Below are 19531 nucleotides of genomic sequence, written 5' to 3'. Positions count from 1 at the left end.
TCGAGTGATCTCAGGCTCGTAGTCGCAGTCCCTTCGGCGTCGCGCGGAACCCGGCGTCCCGGAGCACGTCGGCCAGCGCCGAGGTGAGCGCCTGCTCGCCGTCGGCGCGCTGGACGGCCAGCTGCCCCAGCCAGCCCTCCCGCACCGCGCGGGACAGGGCGTGCGCGGCGGCCTTCAGCGTCGGCTCGTCCTCGGTGAACGACAGCAGCGACCGCCCGCCCCGTTCGACGTACAGCGCCGGCACCCCGTTGACCAGCACCACCAGCGCCCCGGCCTTGCGCGCCGGACGGTGCTTGGTGTCACCCAGCGCGGCCGGCCAGGACAGCGCCGCGCCGTACGGCTGGGCCGGGTCCGTCGCCGCGAGCACCACCGCGTCGGTCATGGCGTCCGGCCGCCGGGACCCGCCCGGATCGGACAACGCCCGCAGCCGGTCCACCGCACCGCGTGCCGCGAACTGCGCGGCACCCAGGCCCTCCACGACGTAGCCGCGGATCACCTGCCCCGAGTCCTCCATCGCCCGCAGCACCTTGTAGATCCCGGAGAACCCGCCGGTGACCCGCTCGGTCTCCAGCGCGCCCCGCGTCAGCACACCGTGCCGCTCCAGGAACGCCTCCGTCCGCGCGTGCGTGCGCCGCGTCGGGTCGGACTCACGCAGCGGCGCCAGCGCCCACCGCCCCGCCACCGTCGGCGGCCCGGTGCGCGACGGCATCGCCGGACGGCCCGCCCGCATCCGCCCGTACCGGCTGCGCGGCGCCGCCGGACGCGGTTTGTGCGCCGCGCCCTTGCCCGACACCAGCGCCCGCAGCGGGGCCAGCGTGTCGCCGGTGACCGAGCCGGCCCACACCAGGTCCCACAGCGCGCCCACCACGTCCGCGTCGTTCGGCGCGCTGTCCAGCAGCGGCGTCACCCGGTCGACCAGCTGCCGGAAGAACAACGCGCCGCCCTCCAGCGCGGAGCGGATCGCCTCGTGCAACGGGCTGGTCGGCGCCTCCTCGTCGGCCTCGGGCAGCAGCAGGTCGGCCACGTCCGCGGGCGCCAGCGACACCCACCCGTCGCCACCGGCCAGCGCGCCGGCGCCGCACCACACGACCTCGCCCGCGGTCATCAGCTCGTCCATCAGCGCCGGGTAGTACCCGGGCAGGCGGCTCGGCAGGATCAGCGACTCCAGCGCGCTCGCCGGCAGCGGCGCGCCCGCGAGCTGCTCGACCACCGACAACACGTCGTCGACGCTCGGCGCGGCCCGCATCCGCGCCCCGATGCCGTGCCAGGACGGCAGGAACCGGCCCAGCGCCGCGGGCTCCACGGGCTCGACCTCGGCCCGCAGCCGCGCCAGCGACGCCCACCGCAACCGCCGCAGCACCGCCGCGTCGCAGTACTCGGTGCCCGCCCCGGAGGTCTCCGGGTGCCCCACCGGCCGCAGCTCGCCGCGCACCAGGCGGCCCTCGGCGGTGAGCCGGTCGAGCACGCCCGTCACCACGGCGGGCCCGAGCCCGAACCGGTCCGCGGCCTGGTGCGCGGAGAACGGTCCGCGCACGCGGGCGTACCGGGCCAGCAGATCCCCGAGCGGATCGGCGACCGGTTCGGTGAACGCCTCCGGCACGCCGATCGGCAGCGCCACCCCGAGCGCGTCCCGTACCCGGCCGGCGTCCTCGATGGACAGGTTCCGGTCCTCACCCGCGATCCGCACGCGGATCACCCGCCGCTGCGCGACCAGTTCGTCGAGCCACTCCGGCCGCACGCCCCGGGCGGCGGCCTCCGCGTCGGACAGATCACCCAGGAACCGCAGCAGGTCCGCGGTCTCCTCGGCGTTGCGCGCGTGCCGGTCCGGCTCCAGCCGCTGCAACGACCGCTCGACCTCGTCGACCACCTCGGCGTCGAGCAGCTCCCGGATCGCCTCGGTGCCCAGCAGTTCCGCGAGCAGCGTGGAGTCCAGCGACAGCGCCGCCGCCCGGCGCTCGGCCAGCGGCGCGTCCGTCTCGTACAGGAACATGCCGACGTAGCCGAACATCAGGCTGCGCGCGAACGGCGACGGTGACGGCGTCTCCACCTCCGCGACCTTCACCCGCCGCGCCCGCACGTCGGCCATCAGCTCGCGCAGCCCGCCCACGTCGTAGACGTCCTGCAGGCACTCGCGCATCGCCTCCAGCACCACCGGGAACCGCTCGTACTTCGCGGCCACCGACAACAGCTGCGAGGCCCGCTGGCGCTGCTGCCACAGCGGCGTGCGCCGCCGCGGATCGCGCCGCGGCAGCAGCAGCGACCGCGCCGCGCACTCCCGGAACCGCGCGGCGAACAGCGCCGAGCCGCCGACCTCGGCGACGATGATCTGCTCGACCTCCTCGGGCTCGATCAGCACGTCGTCGGTGCCGATCGTGACCTCGGCGCCCTCGCTGTCCAGCGCCTCCGGCAGGCGCAGCACGATCCCGTCGTCGGAGTGCATCACCTGCGCGTCCACCCCGCGCTGTTCCCGCAGCCGCGCCGCGATCGCCAGCGCCCACGGCGCGTTGACCTGCGCGCCGAACGGCGAGTGCAGCACCACCCGCCAGTCGCCCAGCTCGTCACGGAACCGTTCGAGCAGGATCGTGCGGTCGTTGGGCACGTGCCGCGTCGCCGAGCGCTGCTCGGTCAGGTACGTCAGCAGGTTGTCGCACGCCAGCTCGTCCAGACCCGCCTGGCGGGCCCGCTCGCGTGCCTTCTCGTCGTCCGAACTGGACAGCTCACGGACGAACGCGCCCAGCGCGCGGCCGAGTTCGAGCGGCCGGCCCGGCGCGTCGCCCTTCCAGAACGGCATCCGCGCCGGCTCGCCCGGCGCCGGCACCACGATGACCCGGTCGTGCGTGATGTCGGTGATCCGCCACGACGACGTGCCCAGAAGGATCGTGTCGCCCACCCGCGACTCGTAGACCATCTCCTCGTCGAGCTCGCCCACCCGCGAGCCCGGGCTGCCGTCGCCGCCCGGCGTCATCACCGTGAACAGCCCGCGGTCGGGGATCGTGCCGCCGGAGGTGACCGCGAGCCGCTGCGACCCCGGCCGCCCGCGCAGCTCGCCCGTCACCCGGTCCCACGTGATGCGCGGGCGCAGCTCGCCGAACTCCTCGCTCGGATACCGGCCGGCCAGCATGTCCAGCACCGCCAGCAACGCGTCGTCCGGCAGCGCGGTGAACGGCGCGGCCCGGCGGACCGTGGCGGCCAGGTCCTCCACCGACCACGGCTCCAGCGCCACCATCGACACGATGTGCTGCGCCAGCACGTCGAGCGGGTTGCGCGGGTAGCGCACCGCCTCGATCGCCCCCGCCGTCATGCGCTCCGACACCACCGCGCACGACACCAGGTCACCCCGGAACTTCGGGAACATCACCCCCGTGGACACCGCGCCCACGTGGTGCCCGGCCCGGCCGACGCGCTGCAGCCCGGACGCGACCGTCGGCGGCGCCTCGATCTGCACGACCAGGTCGACCGCGCCCATGTCGATGCCCAGCTCCAGCGACGACGTGGCGACCACGCACGGCAGCAGCCCGGACTTCAGCTCCTCCTCGACGCGCGTCCGCTGCTCGCGCGACATCGAACCGTGGTGCGCCTTCGCCACCGTCGCCTCGGCGCCCGTGGTGAGCCCGGACTCGCCGATGGCCTCGGCCGGGAACCGCTGCTCGGCCGACAGCTCCGTCTGCTCCGCGGCCAGCTCGTTGAGCCGCGCCGTCATCCGCTCGGCCAGCCGCCGCGAGTTGGCGAACACGATGGTGGACCGGTGCTGCCGGATCAGCTCCAGCACCCGCTGCTCGACCGACGGCCAGATCGACGGCCTGCGCACCGCCGCCGGCTCGTCCGGCGGGCCGTCGTCGGCGGGCAGCATCGCGTCCAGCCGCTCCAGCGGGCCCGGCGCCGGCGCGTCCAGGTTCGCCATGTCCTCGACCGGGACCTCGACCCGCACCTCGATCGTCTTCGCCGTCTTCGGCTGCACCACCCGCACCGGACGGCCGCCGGTGAGGAACGAGCCGACCTCGTCGATCGGGCGCACCGTCGCGGACAGGCCGATCCGCTGCGCCGGCCTCGGCAGCAACGCGTCCAGCCGCTCCAGCGACAGCGCCAGGTGCGCGCCGCGCTTGCCGCCGGCCACCGCGTGCACCTCGTCCAGGATCACCGTCTGCACGCCGCGCAGCGACTCGCGCGCCGACGAGGTGAGGATGAGGAACAGCGACTCCGGCGTGGTCACCAGGATGTCCGGCGGGGTCTTCAGGAACGCCCGCCGCTCGGCCGGTGAGGTGTCGCCGGTGCGCATGCCCACCGTGATGTCCGGCGGCGTGCGCCCGAGCCGGTGACTGGCCTGCCTGATGCCGGCCAGCGGCGCCCGCAGGTTGCGCTGCACGTCCACCGCCAGCGCCTTCAGCGGCGACACGTAGAGCACCCGGCAGCGGTGCTGGGCCTCGGCGGCCGGTGGTTCGACCGCCAGCCGGTCCAGCGCCCACAGGAACGCGGCCAGCGTCTTGCCCGAGCCGGTCGGCGCCACGACCAGCGCGTGCTCGCCCGCCTGCGCCGCCCGCCACGCGCCCTCCTGCGCCTGCGTGGGCGCGGCGAAGGCACCCGCGAACCAGTCGCGGGTGGCGGGCGAGAACAGCTCGAGCACGTCGGTCACGCATCCATCATGACCGGGGGTACGACAATTTCTCGCGGGTGCCGCACGCGTGGTCCCGGGCCGCGTGGCAGCATCACGTCCTGGCCTGGGTGGATCGTGAGGGGAAGAGCTGTGCGCATCCTGTCGGTGGATCTCGGTACGTCCAACACCGTGGCGGTGCTGTCCGCGCACGGGCGGCCGCCGCGCGTGGTCGAGGTGGACGGCTCCGCCACCATGCCCTCGGCCGTGTTCGCCGAGGAGGGCGGCACCCTCGTCGTCGGCCGGGACGCCGAGCGCCGGGCCCGCCTGGACCCCACCCGCTTCGAGCCCAACCCCAAGCGCCGCGTCGACGAGCAGACGCTGCTGCTCGGCCAGGACGTCGTGCCGGTCAACGAGGCGCTGGCCGCGGTGCTGCGCCGCGTGCTCGACGAGACCACCCGCCAGCTCGGCGGCGACCTGCCCGACGAGGTCCGCCTCACCCACCCGGCGCAGTGGGGCCCGACCCGGCGCAACGTGCTGCTGTCCGCGGCCCGGCTGGCCGGCCTGACCGGCCCGCTGCTGCTCGTGCCCGAGCCGGTCGCCGCGGCCGCGCACTTCGCGTCCTTCCCCGGCCGCGCGGCCGCGCCCGGCCAGGCGCTCGCGGTCTACGACCTGGGCGCGGGCACCTTCGACGTCGCCGTCGTCGGCGCCACCCAGAACGGGTTCACCGTGCTGGCCGAGGACGGCCTGCCCGACCTCGGCGGCCTCGACGTCGACCAGGCGCTGATGGTGCACGTCGGCCGCGAGGTCTCGCACTCGGACCCGCAGCGGTGGCAGCGGCTGCTGCGCCCGGAGTCCACCGCCGACCGGCGCACCCGGCGCGCGCTGCAGGAGGACGTCAAGGCCGCGAAGGAGGCGCTGTCCCGGCTGCCGCAGACCGAGGTGCCGATGCCCGAGCCGTTCAGCGACGTCCTGGTGACGCGCGGCGAGCTGGAGGCGCTGGTCCGCCCGGCGCTGCTGCGCAGCGTCGAGCTGCTGGGCCGCACGGTCGCCGCGGCCGGGCTGTCCCCGGACCGGCTGGCCGGCATCTACCTGGTCGGCGGGTCGAGCCGGCTGCCGCTGGTCGGGTCGATGATCGCGGAGAAGCTCGGCATCGTGCCCACCAGCCTGGACCAGCCGGAGACCGCGGTCGCGCTGGGCGCGCACCACGTGGCCCGCGACGGCATCAGCATGCGCACCCAGAACGTCGAGGGGCAGGTCGCGGCCACCGGGACGCCGCCGGGGTTCCCGCCGCCGCCGGTCGCCACCGTGCCGGGCACCCCGCCGGGCGGTTACCCGGGCGCTTCGCCGTACCCGCGGGCCGGGTTCCAGCCGGCGCCGTCGAACTTCCCGAGCCTGCCCCCGGCCGCGCCGCCGAAGAAGGACCGGAAGAAGCTCATCGCCGGCATCGCCGCGGCCGTGGTGGTGCTGCTGGCCGCCGGCGCCACCTACCTGTTCTGGCCCTCGTCCAGCTCGTCGGCGACCACGTTCAGCGCCGCCGAGTGCCGGCAGCCCGGCCCCGCCGATCCGGAGGGCTTCACCGGCTGCCTGCGCCAGCTGGCCGGGACCGTCGCCGACGGCCAGTGCGCCCCGGGCGCGGGCGCCGGGGACATCGCGCCGCCGGAGAACGCCGACATCGGCGTGCTGACCACCTGCTCGGCGCCCGCGCTGGCCGGGGCGCAGGTCACCTACCTGCACGGCGTGTCGGCGGCCAAGGTGAAGGAGTACACCGACCGGCTGCTCGGCGCGGTCGGCGGCAACCAGGTGCGGGCCGCGTGGAAGGGCAACGGCCTGGACGGCAGCTACTCGGCGGCCTCCGCGCGGACCGCGGCGGTGCTGGTGTTCACGGTCGCCGACCGCCCGCTGGCCGGCGTGATCTACCAGAAGGCGGGCACCGGGCAGACACCGCTGTCGGCCGGTGACCTGGCCACCTACTTCGAGCAGCACGTGCAGCCGGGGGAGTAGCTACCTCCGGTTCCGCATGTTCCACAGCGCACGCAGGGCCACGACGAGCGCGGCGATCAGCACGGCGGCCGAGGCCACCGCCATCACGGTCGGACCCCAGGACGGCATCTCCTGCGCGGAGGTCATGCCGTCACGGTACCCGGCCCGCCGGTCGCTACCCTGGGTTCGATGCGCATCACCGTGTTCCGCCAGCTGATGGCCGACGAGTTCGGGTCCGGCCGGGCGGAGATCCTGGCGAAGGACCACGTCTTCAGCGGCCTGGGCGGCCGCACCGTCGAGCAGGCGCTGGCCGAGGGGACCCCGGCGAAGGAGATCTGGCGGGCGGTGTGCGCCGAGTTCGACGTGCCGCCGGAGCGCCGCTGACCTCTTCCCGGAAAATCCACGCGGCCGGGTGTGTCGCTCTTGCCTCGAACACGTGTTCGGCTATTGTGTTGTCCACATCGGGGTCAACGATCCACAGCCTCGTCTCGGCGCCCGGAATTGTCGGACCCCGCCCGTAGTCTCGGGCCCACAGCGAACACAAACCCGAATACCAGCCCCACAGGCTCTGACGACGAGGTGGATTTCCATGCCAGCAGCACCCGACAAGGACAAGGCGCTCGAGCTCGCCCTGGCCCAGATCGACAAGCAGTACGGCAAGGGTTCCGTCATGCGGCTGGGCGAGGAGACCCGCCCGCCCATCGGCGTGATCCCGACCGGCGCCATCGCCCTCGACATCGCACTGGGCATCGGCGGGCTCCCGCGCGGCCGCGTCATCGAGATCTACGGCCCGGAGTCCTCCGGTAAGACGACCGTCGCCCTGCACGCGGTGGCCAACGCCCAGAAGGCGGGCGGGATCGCGGCGTTCATCGACGCCGAGCACGCGCTCGACCCGGAGTACGCCAAGGCGCTCGGCGTGGACACCGACGCGCTGCTGGTGTCCCAGCCGGACACCGGTGAGCAGGCGCTGGAGATCGCGGACATGCTGATCCGCTCCGGCGCGCTGGACATCCTGGTCATCGACTCGGTGGCCGCGCTGGTGCCGCGCGCCGAGATCGAGGGCGAGATGGGTGACTCGCACGTCGGTCTGCAGGCCCGGCTGATGAGCCAGGCGCTGCGGAAGATCACCGGTGCGCTGTCCAACTCCGGCACCACCGCGATCTTCATCAACCAGCTGCGCGAGAAGGTCGGCGTCATGTTCGGCTCGCCGGAGACCACCACCGGTGGCAAGGCGCTGAAGTTCTACGCCTCCGTCCGGCTCGACGTGCGCCGCATCGAGACGCTCAAGGACAGCGGCGAGGCGGTCGGTAACCGCACGCGCGTCAAGGTCGTGAAGAACAAGGTCGCGCCGCCGTTCAAGCAGGCCGAGTTCGACATCCTGTACGGCGTCGGCGTGTCCCGCGAGGGCTCGCTGATCGACATGGGTGTCGACCAGGGCATCCTGCGCAAGTCCGGCGCCTGGTACACCTACGAGGGCGACCAGCTCGGCCAGGGCAAGGAGAACGCGCGGAAGTTCCTGCGCGACAACCCGGACATCGCCAACGAGATCGAGAAGCGCATCAAGGAGAAGCTGGGCATCGGGCCGCAGGTCGACGCCGAGGCGGCCGAGCCCGCTCCGGTCGACTTCTGATCGATGCCCAGGTTCGACCCGAAGGAGCTGTCCCGGGACGAGGCGTGGAAGAAGGCCAAGGAGGTCTGCTTCGACCTCCTGGCCGTCCGCGCCCGCACCAAGGACGAGCTGCGGCAGGCGTTGCGGCGCAAGGGTTTCGACGACGAGATCCGCGAGCAGCTGCTCGGCAAGCTGGACGACGCCGGCCTGATCGACGACGCCGCGTTCGCCGAGCAGTGGGTGCGGTCGCGCCACGCCTACCAGGGCCTGGCGCGCACCGCGCTGGTCGCCGAGCTGAAGCGCAAGGGCGTCGACGCTGAGGTGGCCGCCCAGGCGGCGGGCGAGATCGACCGCGAGTCGGAGGAGCAGCGGGCACGCGAGCTGGTGCGCAAACGCCTGCGCTCGATGACGACGCTGGACGAACAAACCGCGACGCGCCGCCTGCTCGGCACGCTCGCCCGCAAGGGCTACCCGCAGGGCCTGGCGTACACCGTGGTGCGCGACGAACTCCACAAAGCCGGCGCCGAAACAACCCCCCTGGACGACGCGACCCTGGACTGAGACCCACCTCCCGGCCCGCCAGTGCGGTGCCACCCTGGAGTGGCAAAGCCTACCGCAGCCTGCCTGCGGTGGGCTTTTGTCGTTCGGTGCGCCGCGGCTTCGGTTGCGCGAGGTGTTTCCGTGCGCACGGCAGCCTGCGGTGGGTCTTCTCGTTGGCTGCGCCGGGAGCCGCGGATCCCTTCTCGTGCGTCCTCGCCAATGCTCTTCGCCCCCCGCGAGAAGCGCATCTCGCGGCCGTTCGAAACGACGACCTCACGCAGTCACCGCTGGTCCTCTGGTGCACCGGCGACATCGATCAACGCCTCACCGAGGGGCGTGATCGCGTACAGGACGCTGCGCCCGGACCGCTCCCGCGCGACGAGACCGTTCTCCCGCAGGACGCGGAGGTGCTGGGACACCGCGCTGGGAGTCACGGCGAGCGTGCCCGCCAGACCGGTCGTCGTCGCCGGGGAGCGGAGCGCTTCCAGCAGCTCGGCGCGCGCCCGGCCGAGCAGCCGGACCGCGCTTCCGGACGGTGGCCGCGCCGCCCACAGCGTTCCCGCCCCGCGCACCGGGTAGCGGACCGTCGTCTGGGTCGTGGTGTGCCCCTTGATCATGACGTGCGCCGGGCCGAGCGCGACGGGCATCAGCACCAGACCGCCCGGGCCCAGCTCGACGACCCGGTCCGCGCCGTCCATCACGAGGCGTCCCTCGCGCCAGTGCAGGTCCGGGTGCAGGCCACCGAACAGCGCGGCCGCGCCGCCGGTCGCCAGCTGCCGGGCCCGGTAGGCGATGTCGGCCTCCAGGACGGCCCGGATCCGGGGCCAGTGCGGCGCGATCAGCCGCACATACGCCGCGCGCAGCTCTTCCGTGAGCACGCCCAGACCCGCTCGCGGACGGGCGGCCAATGCCCCGGCGCCGTCCGGAAGATCGTCGCCGAAGACGCGGCGCAGGCTCGCGCGCACCTGGCCCGCCGTGGTCCGGCGCACCGCCGCCAGATCGTCTTCGAGCGAAGGGACCACGCCCGGCGGAGCCGGAACGAGGAACGACGGCCAGCTCGCCCGGTCACCGGCGATCAGCGGCCACACCATCGGCAGATCGAGCGGTGCACGGGCGAGTTCGTCCTCCGCCCAGCGCACCCACCGCAGGTTCACCGCCCGCCGCACGCGCCCCGCCAGTTGCTGCAGCCCCGCGATCGTCTCGGACAGCGGTGAGATCGAAAACCGGGTCGCCGCCAGCTCGGACACGCCGAGTTCGACCGTCAGTGGCATGACCCGAGTATGTAGCGCAGCGCTCAACGGTGTCGCCCGTTCGCCGAAGCCAAGATCCTCGCCGCATGACAGGGACCTACTGGCGGCTGTGGTGGGCCGCCGCCGTCGACGCCCTCGGCGACGGTGTGTTCACCGCGGCGATCCCGCTGCTGGCCGTCACCCGCACACCCGATCCCCGGCTGATCGCGGTCCTGTCCGCGGCGACCTACCTGCCGTGGTTGCTGCTGTCCCTCCCGGCCGGTGTGCTCGTCGACCGGCACGACCGGACCACCCTGATGCGGCGCACCCAGACGGTGCAGGCGTTGCTCGCCGGAGCCGCCGCCGTCCTCGCCGCGTCGCACGCCTTGACCCTGCCCGCGCTGGCGATCATCGCCTTCGGGCTGGGTGCGTGCGAGGTCCTGTTCGGCAACGCGGCACAGGCGGTCCTGCCGGACCTCGTCGCGAAACCGTTGCTGCGGAAGGCGAACGGCTACCAGCAGGCGATCACCACGACTGGTCAGCAGTTCGCCGGACCACCGCTGGGCAGCCTCTTGTTCGCCGTCTCCGCCGCCCTGCCGCTCACCCTCGACGCCGTGACCTTCGCGTGTCCGCCGCGCTCCTGGCCACACTGCCCCGCCACGCACCCGCCGAACGACCCAGCGTCTCGATCACCGGCGGAATGCGCTGGCTGGCCCGGCACGAGCTGCTCCGCACCCTCGCCGTCCTGCTGGGCGTCAACACCTTCTGCGCGCAGCTCGGCAACGCGACACTCGTCCTGCTCGCCACGCAGACGCTCCACCTGGGCCCCCGCGCCTACGGCCTGCTCCTCACCGGTGCCGCCGTGGGCAGCCTGCTCGCCGGGCTGCTCGACATCCCCGCCCGGCGCGCGCTGCGCACCGCCTTGGCGGCGAACGCGGTGATCTACGTGGCGATCGGCCTGAGCCCGAACGCGCTGGTGCTGGCCCTCCTGCTGGCCGCCAACGGTTTCGTCACCACGCTCTGGAGCGTCGTCACCGTCAGCCTCCGCCAGCAGCTCGTCCCGGCCGAGCTCCTCGGCCGGGTCAACAGCGTCTACCGGATGCTGGGCTGGGGGCTGATGCCGTTCGGGGCGCTCGCCGGGGGGCTCGTCGCGCACCTGTTCGGCCTCCGCGCCCCGTATCCGGTCGCGGGACTGCTGCGCGCCATCGCCTTCCTGGCTCTCCGGTCAGGCCTGTAGCGCCTCGCTCATCAGGTCGAGTGCCTCGTGCAGTCGTTCGATCGGTTCGTGGGCGAAGCCGAGCCGGAAGATGGCCGGGTCGTCGCCGAACCAGTCTCCCGGGGCGATGGCCACCCCGGCCGCCGCCAGCCGCTCGTAGAACTCTCCGGCGCCGGAATTCACGCGCACGCAACAGAAAGCTCCCGCGTCCGGGCGGATCCAGGACACCCGGCTGCCCTGCTCCGCGACCCAGTCCGACACCGCGGCGAGCCCGGCCCGCATCCGGTCCCGCTTCCCGGCCAGCACCTCGTCCGCGCGCCGCAACAACTCCAGCGCCAGGAACTCGTCCAGCGTGCCGCACGCCACGGCACTCGTGAACTTCGCCCGGCGCAGCTCCTCGTACCAGGCGGCGTCCCGCACGGTCAGCCATCCGATCCGCAACCCGGGCGCCCCGTGGGCCTTCGAGAACGACCCGGACGTGATCACCCGCGGGGACACCGTCGCGAACGACTCGATCTCCGCGTACGCCGCCTCCCGGTACGTCTCGTCGACCAGCACCATCGCTTCCGGGCACACCTCGGCCGTCGCCGACAGCACCGCGTCGATCTCGTCCCGCGTGAGCGCCACGCCGGCCGGGTTCTGCGGCGTCGCCAGCATCACCAGCCGCGTCCGCGGCGTCAGCGCCGCCCGCAGCGCCGCCACATCCAGCCGGTACCCGTCCTCGAACCGCAGCCGCACCGTCCGCACCCGCTCCGCGAGCCCCTGCGCCAGCCCGGCCATCGGCGGGTACCCCGGCTGCACCACCACGACCTCGCCCTCGGTCAGCAGCCCGACGAGGAACAACGCGGTCCCCGCACCCGTCGTGATCAGCACCTCGTCCGCGGCCACCCCGAGCCGCGCGGCGAGCAGCGTCCGCAGTTCCTCGTCGCCGGCGGACGTGCCGTAGCCGAGCGGGAACTTCGCCAGCCGGCCCACGTCGACCACGTCGGCGACCGTCAGGTCACCGCAGGTGCTCTCGCCCAGGTGGTACCGGGGAGTCTCGTCCAGCAGGCTCGTCATCGCGCTTGGCGGGAAACGTCGCATGCCCATCACCATCGCCCGCCGCGGCCGCGCCCGACAGAGCCAATTCGCCCCCATTGGCTCCCGGATAGTCCTCCCACGCCCGCCGCAACCGCCGCACCGCCTCGGACAGCGCCTCTCGCGGCAGCGTGAACGGCACCCTGATGTGCTCGCTGCTGGACTCGTGCGCGGCCAGCGAGGTGCCCTCCAGCAACGCGACGCCGTACCGCAACGCGAACTGCGCGAACCGCCGCGAGTCCACCCCCGGCAGCCGGATCCACAGCGTCTGCCCGCCCGGCGGGGTCCGGAACTCCCACGACGGCAACGCCGAACGCAGGTCCCGCACCACCTGGTCCCGCCGCTCCCGCAGCTCGCACTGCCGTTCCTTCCGCAACCGGTCGAGCCGCGCGAACAGCGCGACTCCGACCGCCTGCGCGACGACGTCCGTCCCGAGGTCGGCGACCGCCTTCAGCCGCGCCAGGTCGGCCGCCGTCCGTGGATCGGCCCGGACCCAGCCGATCCGCACCCCGCCCCAGATCAGCTTGCTCAGCGAGCCCACGCTGATCACCCCGCCGCCGTGACGGGCCAGCGGCGCGGGACGCGGGCCGTCCAGCGTGAGGTCGGCGAGGACCTGGTCGTCGACCAGCGGCACCCCGTGCGATTCGCACAGCGCCACCACCCGCCGCGCCGCGTGCGACGGCAGCACCGAGCCCGTCGGGTTCTGGAACGCCGGCACCAGGTACACGAGCTTCGCCCCGGCGACGACCTCGGCCAGTCCCGGCACCGACACGCCCTCGGCGGTCAGCGGCACCCCGAGGACGCGTGCCCCGCTCCCGCGGAACGCGTCCAGCGCCCCCGGGTACGTCAGCTCCTCGACCACCACCGCGTCGCCGGGGCGCAGGAACAGCTGCGTCAGCAGCGAAATCGCCTGCTGCGCGCCGGAGGTCACCACGATCTGCCCGGGGTCGGTCGGCAGCCCCTGCGCCGCGTAGAAGCCGGCGATCGCCTGCCGCAACGCGGGAAGGCCGGACGGGTGGTAGCCGATCCCGAAGTCGCCGAGCGCGGCCTCGGCGACGACCTCCGGCAGGCACGCGGGCTGGGGCGGCGCGGCGCAGGTGAGGTCGATCAGGTCCGGCACGGGATCGAGCAGGTGCAGGAACATCGGGTTGAACTCGGCGATCACCCCGCGCCCGGGCCGCGGCGGCCGCCGCACGAACGTGCCGCTGCCGCGCCGCCGCTCGACCACCCCGTGGTCGCGCAGCACGTCGTAGGCGGCGACCGCGGTGTTGCGGCTGACCGCGAGTTCCGCCGCCAGCGCCCGCTCGGTCGGCAGCCGCCCGTCCGCGGGGATCTCACCGCGCTCGATCAGGGCCTCCAGCCGCGCGGCCAGCTTCAGGTAGAGCGCTTCGCTCCCGCTCGACCACCGTCCGAGCAGCTCCGCGAGCCTGCCGGCGTGCATCCGTCCTCCTCAGTCGACGGCGACCACCGCGCCGTGCGGCCCGATCTTCGTGGTCGGCAGCACCCGGCCCCGCGGTTCGCGCACCCACCACGCCCCAGTCTCCCCGCGCTCGCGCGGTGTCGTGAAGCGGTACCGGTAGAGCCGCGCCCGCAGGCAGGCCGGCCGCTTGCCGTCGAACGGGTCGCGCCGCAACAGCTTGAGCGTGTCCGGGTCGGCCGTGAGCAGCTTCTCCGCCAGGCCGGGCAGCCACGATTCGGCGTAGCGGGTGGACAGCGCGGCGAACCACATCAGCCAGTCCAGCCGCAGGTGGTAGGGCGCGAACTGCGGTGGCCGCCGTCGCGGGTCGCCCGGCTTGCCCTTGAACTCGTACTCGCGCCACACCGTGTCCGCGCCGGGCGCGGGATCGTCCGTCGCCTCGATGACGATCTCGTGCCGGACCTTGGTGACGCTGCCGAACGCGCCGTAGGTGTTGACCAGGTGCAGCCGGTCGAAGCTGGTGTTCATCACCTGCCGGCGGGACACCAGGTTCCGCGCGGGACGGTAGCTGAGCACGACGACCAGCACGGTCAGGCCGAGCACGAGCGCGTGGTGCCACACCGGCGGCCGGGCGAGTTCCGGGACCGGAACCGGGATGTTGTCCACAACGGACACCGCGATGGTGATCGTGAGGACGTTCAGCCACGAGAAGTTCCCGCTGGCGACCAGCCACAGCTGGGTGAGGATCATCAGCAGCGCGGCCGCGCTCGCGGCCGGTTGCGGCGCGAACAGGGCGAACGGCACCACGAGCTGGGTGAAGTGGCTGGCCGCGGCCTCGACCTTGTGCAGCGGTTTGGGCAGGTGGTGGAAGTACCAGCTGAGCGGGCCGGGCATCGGCTGGGTCTCGTGGTGGTGGTACAGGCAGGTCAGGTCGCGCCAGCACGCGTCGCCGCGCATCTTGATCAGCCCGGCGCCGAATTCGAGCCGGAAGAGCACCCAGCGCAGCAGCCACAGCACGAGCACGGGTGGCGCGGAGTCGGCCGGGCCGAGGAAGATCGCCAGGAACCCGACCTCGAGCAGCAGCGATTCCCAGCCGAACGAGTACCAGATCTGGCCGACGTTGACGATCGACTGGTACAGCAGCCACGGCACCAGCCACGCCAGCATGGTCACCCACACGGGGGTGTGGTCGAACAGCCCGAGCAGGAGCGCGGCCGAGATGACGACCCCGGCCCAGGCGACGGTCGCGAACAGACGGTCCGAGTAGCGCCAGTGGAAGAGGCTGGGCGCGCGGCGGAACGGCACCCGCCGGGTGAACCGGGGCACGGGCAGCAGGCCGCGCTCGCCGATCAGGGGTTTGAACTGCAGAGCCGCGGCGAGGAAGGCGACGAGGTAGATCGCGGCGAGCCCCCGCTGAAACAGCAGCCGCGCCGCCCAGTATCCCGGATCGGCGGCCCACTCCCATCCCACGGCGATCTCCTTCGGGGGATTTCGGAGGTTTCGGAGACGAGTGCCGTGAGGCTAGTACCCGGAGGGCCGGACCCCCAACCGGAGCCGGGCGGCGTGGCCGGGGAGGTCGCGCCGGTGGCGGCGGCGCGATGCCGCTGGCGGCGGCGGTGTGGTGCCGCCTTGGCTGCGGTGGGCTGCCGGTGGGGCCGGTGGGTTGCCGCCGGTGGCGGCGGTGGGCTGCCGCCGGAGGCGCCGGTGCGGTGCCGATTTGGTGGCGGCGCGATGCCGCTGGTGGCGGCCGTGCGGTTTCCGTCGGCGGCGACGGTTGGGCTGTGCGGCCCGAGGGCCGGCGGCGATTGCACCGTGCCGGCGAGAGGCGGCGCGTGGCGGCTCGCGGTGCGCCGGACGGGGCAGCCAGCGGTTGCCGACGCCGGGTGGCGGTCTCGCCGCGCGGTGCCGGGGCCCCGCTGCCCGGCTTGCGGCGCGCGGTGGCCGGGCCGCGGTGCCGGGGCCCCGCTGCCCGGCTTTGCGAGCGCGGGTGGCGGGACCCCGGGGACAGGCGCGGGTCAGCGCAGTGCGGCCGCCTCCCGGGCCAGCTGCTCGACCCGCCCGAAGTCGCCCGCCGTGATGGCGTCCGCGGGTGTCAGCCAGGAACCGCCCACGCAGCCCACTGTGGACAGTGCCAGGTAGGACCCCGCGTTCGACGTGGAAATACCGCCCGTGGGGCAGAACCGCAGCTGCGGCAGCGGCCCGGCCAGCGCCTTCAGGTACGCGACGCCGCCGCTGGCCTCCGCCGGGAAGAACTTCAGCGCCGTGATCCCGTGCTCGGCCACGCGCATCGCCTCCGAGACCGTGCTCACGCCGGGCAGGAACGGCAACCCCGTCCCCGACACGGCCTCCAGCAGGCGCTCCGTGCAGCCCGGCGTCACCAGGAACGCCGAACCCGCGTCCGCCGCCTGGCGAGCCTGCTCCGGCGTCACCACCGTGCCCGCCCCGACCACGATGTCCGGCACCTCCGCCGCCACGCGCTCGATCGCCGCCAGCCCGGCCGGCGTGCGCAGCGTCAGCTCGATCGCCCGGATCCCGCCCGCGACCAGCGCCTTCGCCAGCGGCACCGCGTCCGCGGCGTCGTCCACCACGACCACCGGCAGCACCGGCGACAGCTCGAGCACGTCATGCCCTGTCTTCACGTCTCTCCTCACACTCGCGCCGGAGCCCCGAAATGGCCCGGCGTCATCGGCCCGAACACGCCGGCCCCCTGGTCCGCCGGCCCGACCGCGCGGCGCAGCGCGGTGAACAGCTCCCGGCCGGTCCCGACCCAGGATGCCTCATCCGGCGGCGCGTCCCGCAACGGCCGCGCGGCCAGCGACTCCTCGTCGACCAGCACGTCCAGCCGCCCGGCGACCGCGTCGACCACCACCTCGTCTCCATCGGCGACCCGCGCCAGCGGGCCGCCGGCGGCAGCCTCCGGCGTCACCTGGATCGCGGCCGGGATCTTGCCCGACGCGCCGGACATCCGGCCGTCGGTGACCAGCGCGACCCGGTGCCCGCGGTCCATCAGTACCCCGAGCGCGGGCGTCAGGCCGTGCAGCTCCGGCATCCCGTTGGCCTGCGGCCCCTGGTTGCGGATCACCACCACGACGTCCCGGTCCAGCTCACCCGCCCGGAACGCCGCGGTGAACGCCTCCTGCGACGTGAAGACCCGCGCCGGCGCCCGCACCACCCGGTGCTCGGGCGCGACCGCCGACACCTTCATCACCGCGCGCCCGAGGCTCCCGGACAGCATCCGCAACCCGCCGTCGGCCGCGAACGGGTTGCTCACCGGCCGCAGCACGTCCTCGTCCAGGCTGCGCGCCGGCACCTCCCGCCAGGTCAGCGAGCCACCGTCCAGCACCGGCTCCGACCGGTACCGCGACAGCCCGTCCCCGGCCACCGTGCGGACGTCCTCGTGCAGCAGCCCGGCGTCGAGCAGCGAGCCGATGAGCACCTGCACCCCGCCCGCGGCGTGGAAGTGGTTGATGTCCGCGCTGCCGTTCGGGTAGACGCTGGCCAGCAGCGGCACCACCGCCGACAGGTCGGAAAAGTCGTCCCAGGTCAGCTCGATGCCGGCGGCCGCGGCGATGGCGACCAGGTGCATCGTGTGGTTGGTCGACCCGCCGGTGGCCAGCAGCGACACCACGCCGTTGACCACCGAACGCTCGCTGATCACCTCGGCCAGCGGCGTGTACTCGTCCGCCCGCGACAACGCGACCACCCGCCGCGCCGCCTCTTCGGTGAGCGCGCGGCGCAGCGGCGTGCCCGGGTGCACGAAGCTCGCGCCGGGCAGGTGCAGGCCCATGACCTCGACGACCAGCTGGTTGGAGTTCGCGGTGCCGTAGAAGGTGCAGGTGCCCGCCGAGTGGTAGGACGCCGACTCAGCCTCCAGCAGGTCCTCGCGGGTGGCCCGGCCCTCGGCGTAGAGCTGCCGCACGCGGGCCTTCTCCTTGTTCGGCAGGCCCGACGTCATCGGCCCGGCGGGCACCAGCAGGGCGGGCAGATGCCCGAAGGACAGCGCGCCGATCAGCAGGCCGGGCACGATCTTGTCGCACACGCCGAGCAGCAGCGCGCCGTCGAACATCTCGTGCGACAGCGCGATCGCGGTGGCCATCGCGATGACCTCGCGGCTGAACAGGGACAGCTCCATCCCGGCGCGGCCCTGCGTGATGCCGTCGCACATGGCGGGCACGCCGCCGGCGAACTGGGCGACCCCGCCCGCTTCACGGGCGGCGTCCTTGATCCACGCGGGGAACTCGTCCAGCGGCTGGTGCGCGGAGAGCAGGTCGTTGTAGGCGGACACGATCGCGATACCGGGCTTGCGCAGCCCGCGCAGCGCGATGCGGTCTTCACCGCCGCACGCGGCGAAGCCGTGGGCGAGGTTGCTGCACGCGAGTCCGGCGCGCGCGGGCCCCTCGGCGCGGGCGGCGGCCATGCGCGCCAGGTAGGCGCTGCGGGTGGCGGCACTGCGCGCGGCGATGCGCTCGGTGACTTCCTCGACGACGGGGTGGACGGGTGTTCGGGGTGTGTGCACGGGAGAACCACCTGGAACTCGTCGGCTGGTCCGGCTGACGACTTCGCTGGCGTCGCACGGTCGTGACAGTGGACACAGTAGCTGGCGGATCGGCCGGGTCAAAATCGATTAAGAAGATCGTTTCAGGTGACCCCGATCACAACATCAACCTAGGGTGTGCTACTTGTCACATTGCACGCGGAGCGGCAGAGTCGGTAGCAGCCCCGGCTCGCCGCCGAACTGACCCGGAGGTAGTCATGACCACCACCGAACTCGCCGAACTCCGCCGCACGATCGGCCAGCTCAAGCAGTGCGTCGGTGCCCTGCGATCGCGCTACGGTGACGCCTCCGCGGTCCGCCGCCTGGCCAACGACGTCGACCGCCTGGACATCGACGCGAGCGACCTGGAGCAGCCCAGCGTCCCGGTCCAGCCCAAGCCGCTGGACCCCTCGGCCGTCGTGAAGATCCCCGACGGCCCGTACGACCCGGCCCTCTGGCAGGGGGCCGACGACGAAGGGGTCGGCGGATACCACCGTGACCAGCGGTGAGCGCTCCCGCTACCGACGCCGCTAGCGGGCGCGCCCGGATCACCGCACGGACCCTGCGCACCGACCGGTGGTGGGTCCCGCCGCTGTTCACCACGCTCGGACTGGCCGCCTTCGTCATCTACGCCGGCATCCGCTCGTTCGTCCGCACCGCCTACTACGTGCCGGAGTACGGCTACCTGACGCCGTTCTACTCGCCGTGCCTGAGCGACTCGTGCGTGCCGGGGTCGGCCCACTTCGGCACGCCGTTCGGCGAGCTGCCGGGCTGGATCCCGCTGGCGTTCCTGTCGCTGCCGTTCCTGCTCGGCTTCCGCCTGACCTGCTACTACTACCGCAAGGCCTACTACCGGTCGGTGTGGTTCTCGCCGCCGGCGTGCGCGGTCGCCGAACCGCACGGCCGCTACACGGGGGAGACCCGGCTGCCGCTGATCCTGCAGAACGCCCACCGTTACTTCTTCTACGTGGCGGTGCTGATCTCGGTGATCAACACCTACGACGCGATCGTCGCGTTCCACGGCGAGACCGGCGGGTTCGGCTTCGGGCTGGGCAACCTGGTCCTGCTCGGCAACGTGATCATGCTCTGGGCCTACACCCTGTCCTGCCACTCGTGCCGGCACGTGGTCGGCGGGCGGTTGAAGCACTTCTCCCGCCACCCGGTGCGGTACTGGCTCTGGACCCAGGTCACCAAGCTCAACAACCGGCACATGCTGCTGGCCTGGATCACCCTGGGGACGCTCGTGGTCACCGACCTCTACGTGATGCTCGTGGCCAGCGGCGCCATCCCCGATCTGCGTTTCGTGGACTGACAAGGACTTCAAGGACTAGGTGGGCA

At 73.4% G+C, this 19531-nt stretch carries 15 protein-coding genes and 1 pseudogene; 8 read left to right on the top strand and 8 right to left on the bottom strand.

The window, feature by feature from the left end:
* Positions 1-10: 10 nt before the first annotated feature.
* Positions 11-4630 (bottom strand): ATP-dependent helicase, encoded by a 4620-nt coding sequence (locus L1857_RS27885; protein WP_249466747.1) that lies wholly within the window; start codon positions 4628-4630, stop codon positions 11-13.
* Between the two features lie 111 nt (positions 4631-4741).
* Between L1857_RS27885 and L1857_RS27880 the strand changes: the two genes are divergently transcribed.
* Positions 4742-6592: an Hsp70 family protein gene (locus tag L1857_RS27880; RefSeq protein WP_094007473.1), complete on the top strand. Its 1851-nt coding sequence runs from the start codon at positions 4742-4744 to the stop codon at positions 6590-6592.
* Here the strand turns inward: L1857_RS27880 and L1857_RS35475 are convergent, their stop codons facing one another.
* Complete coding sequence (locus L1857_RS35475; protein WP_255407935.1) at positions 6593-6718, bottom strand: hypothetical protein; 126 nt, start codon at positions 6716-6718, stop codon at positions 6593-6595. It lies immediately after the preceding gene.
* A 42-nt stretch (positions 6719-6760) separates the two neighbouring features.
* On the opposite strand from L1857_RS35475, the gene L1857_RS27875 reads away from it, so the two are divergent.
* From L1857_RS27875 to L1857_RS27865, 3 genes are all read left to right on the top strand, one after another.
* Positions 6761-6955, top strand: coding sequence for a DUF3046 domain-containing protein (locus L1857_RS27875; RefSeq protein ID WP_094007474.1), 195 nt, complete (start codon positions 6761-6763; stop codon positions 6953-6955).
* A gap of 205 nt (positions 6956-7160) precedes the next feature.
* Positions 7161-8201 (top strand): recombinase RecA, encoded by a 1041-nt coding sequence (recA, locus tag L1857_RS27870; protein ID WP_017983956.1) that lies wholly within the window; start codon positions 7161-7163, stop codon positions 8199-8201.
* A 3-nt stretch (positions 8202-8204) separates the two neighbouring features.
* Positions 8205-8741 carry a regulatory protein RecX gene (locus L1857_RS27865; RefSeq protein ID WP_094007475.1) on the top strand — a complete coding sequence of 179 codons (537 nt, stop codon included), beginning with the start codon at positions 8205-8207 and terminating at the stop codon, positions 8739-8741.
* Positions 8742-9001: 260 nt separating this feature from the next.
* Here the strand turns inward: L1857_RS27865 and L1857_RS27860 are convergent, their stop codons facing one another.
* Positions 9002-9991 carry an ArsR/SmtB family transcription factor gene (locus L1857_RS27860; RefSeq protein WP_249466744.1) on the bottom strand — a complete coding sequence of 330 codons (990 nt, stop codon included), beginning with the start codon at positions 9989-9991 and terminating at the stop codon, positions 9002-9004.
* Between the two features lie 65 nt (positions 9992-10056).
* Between L1857_RS27860 and L1857_RS35470 the strand changes: the two are divergent.
* Positions 10057-10509: pseudogene (locus L1857_RS35470) on the top strand (MFS transporter); the annotation flags it as partial.
* A gap of 65 nt (positions 10510-10574) precedes the next feature.
* Entirely contained in the window at positions 10575-11186 is a 612-nt protein-coding gene (locus tag L1857_RS35465; RefSeq protein ID WP_275895913.1) for an MFS transporter, read from the top strand.
* Here the strand turns inward: L1857_RS35465 and L1857_RS27850 are convergent.
* The 5 genes from L1857_RS27850 to edd all read right to left on the bottom strand — a co-directional run bounded on the left by L1857_RS27850 (position 11175) and on the right by edd (position 18175).
* Entirely contained in the window at positions 11175-12248 is a 1074-nt protein-coding gene (locus L1857_RS27850) for a pyridoxal phosphate-dependent aminotransferase (protein ID WP_240323326.1), read from the bottom strand. The two genes, L1857_RS35465 and L1857_RS27850, sit on opposite strands and share 12 nt — an antisense overlap.
* Complete coding sequence (locus L1857_RS27845) at positions 12166-13683, bottom strand: aminotransferase-like domain-containing protein (RefSeq protein WP_116112557.1); 1518 nt, start codon at positions 13681-13683, stop codon at positions 12166-12168. The genes L1857_RS27850 and L1857_RS27845 overlap by 83 nt, the downstream gene beginning before the upstream one ends.
* Before the next feature lie 9 nt (positions 13684-13692).
* Entirely contained in the window at positions 13693-15129 is a 1437-nt protein-coding gene (locus tag L1857_RS27840; protein ID WP_116112560.1) for a lipase maturation factor family protein, read from the bottom strand.
* 545 nt (positions 15130-15674) lie between these two features.
* On the bottom strand, positions 15675-16298 hold the full coding sequence (eda, locus tag L1857_RS27835; protein WP_205413343.1) for a bifunctional 4-hydroxy-2-oxoglutarate aldolase/2-dehydro-3-deoxy-phosphogluconate aldolase: 624 nt from the start codon (positions 16296-16298) through the stop codon (positions 15675-15677).
* Positions 16299-16306: 8 nt separating this feature from the next.
* Entirely contained in the window at positions 16307-18175 is a 1869-nt protein-coding gene (gene edd, locus L1857_RS27830) for a phosphogluconate dehydratase (RefSeq protein ID WP_094007480.1), read from the bottom strand.
* A 236-nt stretch (positions 18176-18411) separates the two neighbouring features.
* Between edd and L1857_RS27825 the strand changes: the two genes are divergently transcribed.
* Both L1857_RS27825 and L1857_RS27820 read left to right on the top strand, forming a co-directional pair.
* The gene (locus tag L1857_RS27825) at positions 18412-18702 is read left to right on the top strand and encodes a hypothetical protein (protein WP_017983947.1); all 291 of its coding nucleotides are present in this window, start codon (positions 18412-18414) and stop codon (positions 18700-18702) included.
* The gene (locus L1857_RS27820; RefSeq protein WP_094007481.1) at positions 18699-19505 is read left to right on the top strand and encodes a hypothetical protein; all 807 of its coding nucleotides are present in this window, start codon (positions 18699-18701) and stop codon (positions 19503-19505) included. Before L1857_RS27825 ends, L1857_RS27820 begins: the two co-directional genes overlap by 4 nt.
* Positions 19506-19531: the final 26 nt, after the last annotated feature.

The organism is Amycolatopsis thermalba (assembly GCF_023376025.1).
Classification (GTDB): Bacteria; Actinomycetota; Actinomycetes; order Mycobacteriales; family Pseudonocardiaceae; genus Amycolatopsis_E; species Amycolatopsis_E thermalba.
The sequence above is the reverse complement of the archived record's forward strand: the minus strand, read 5'-3'. Positions and strand labels throughout refer to the sequence as shown.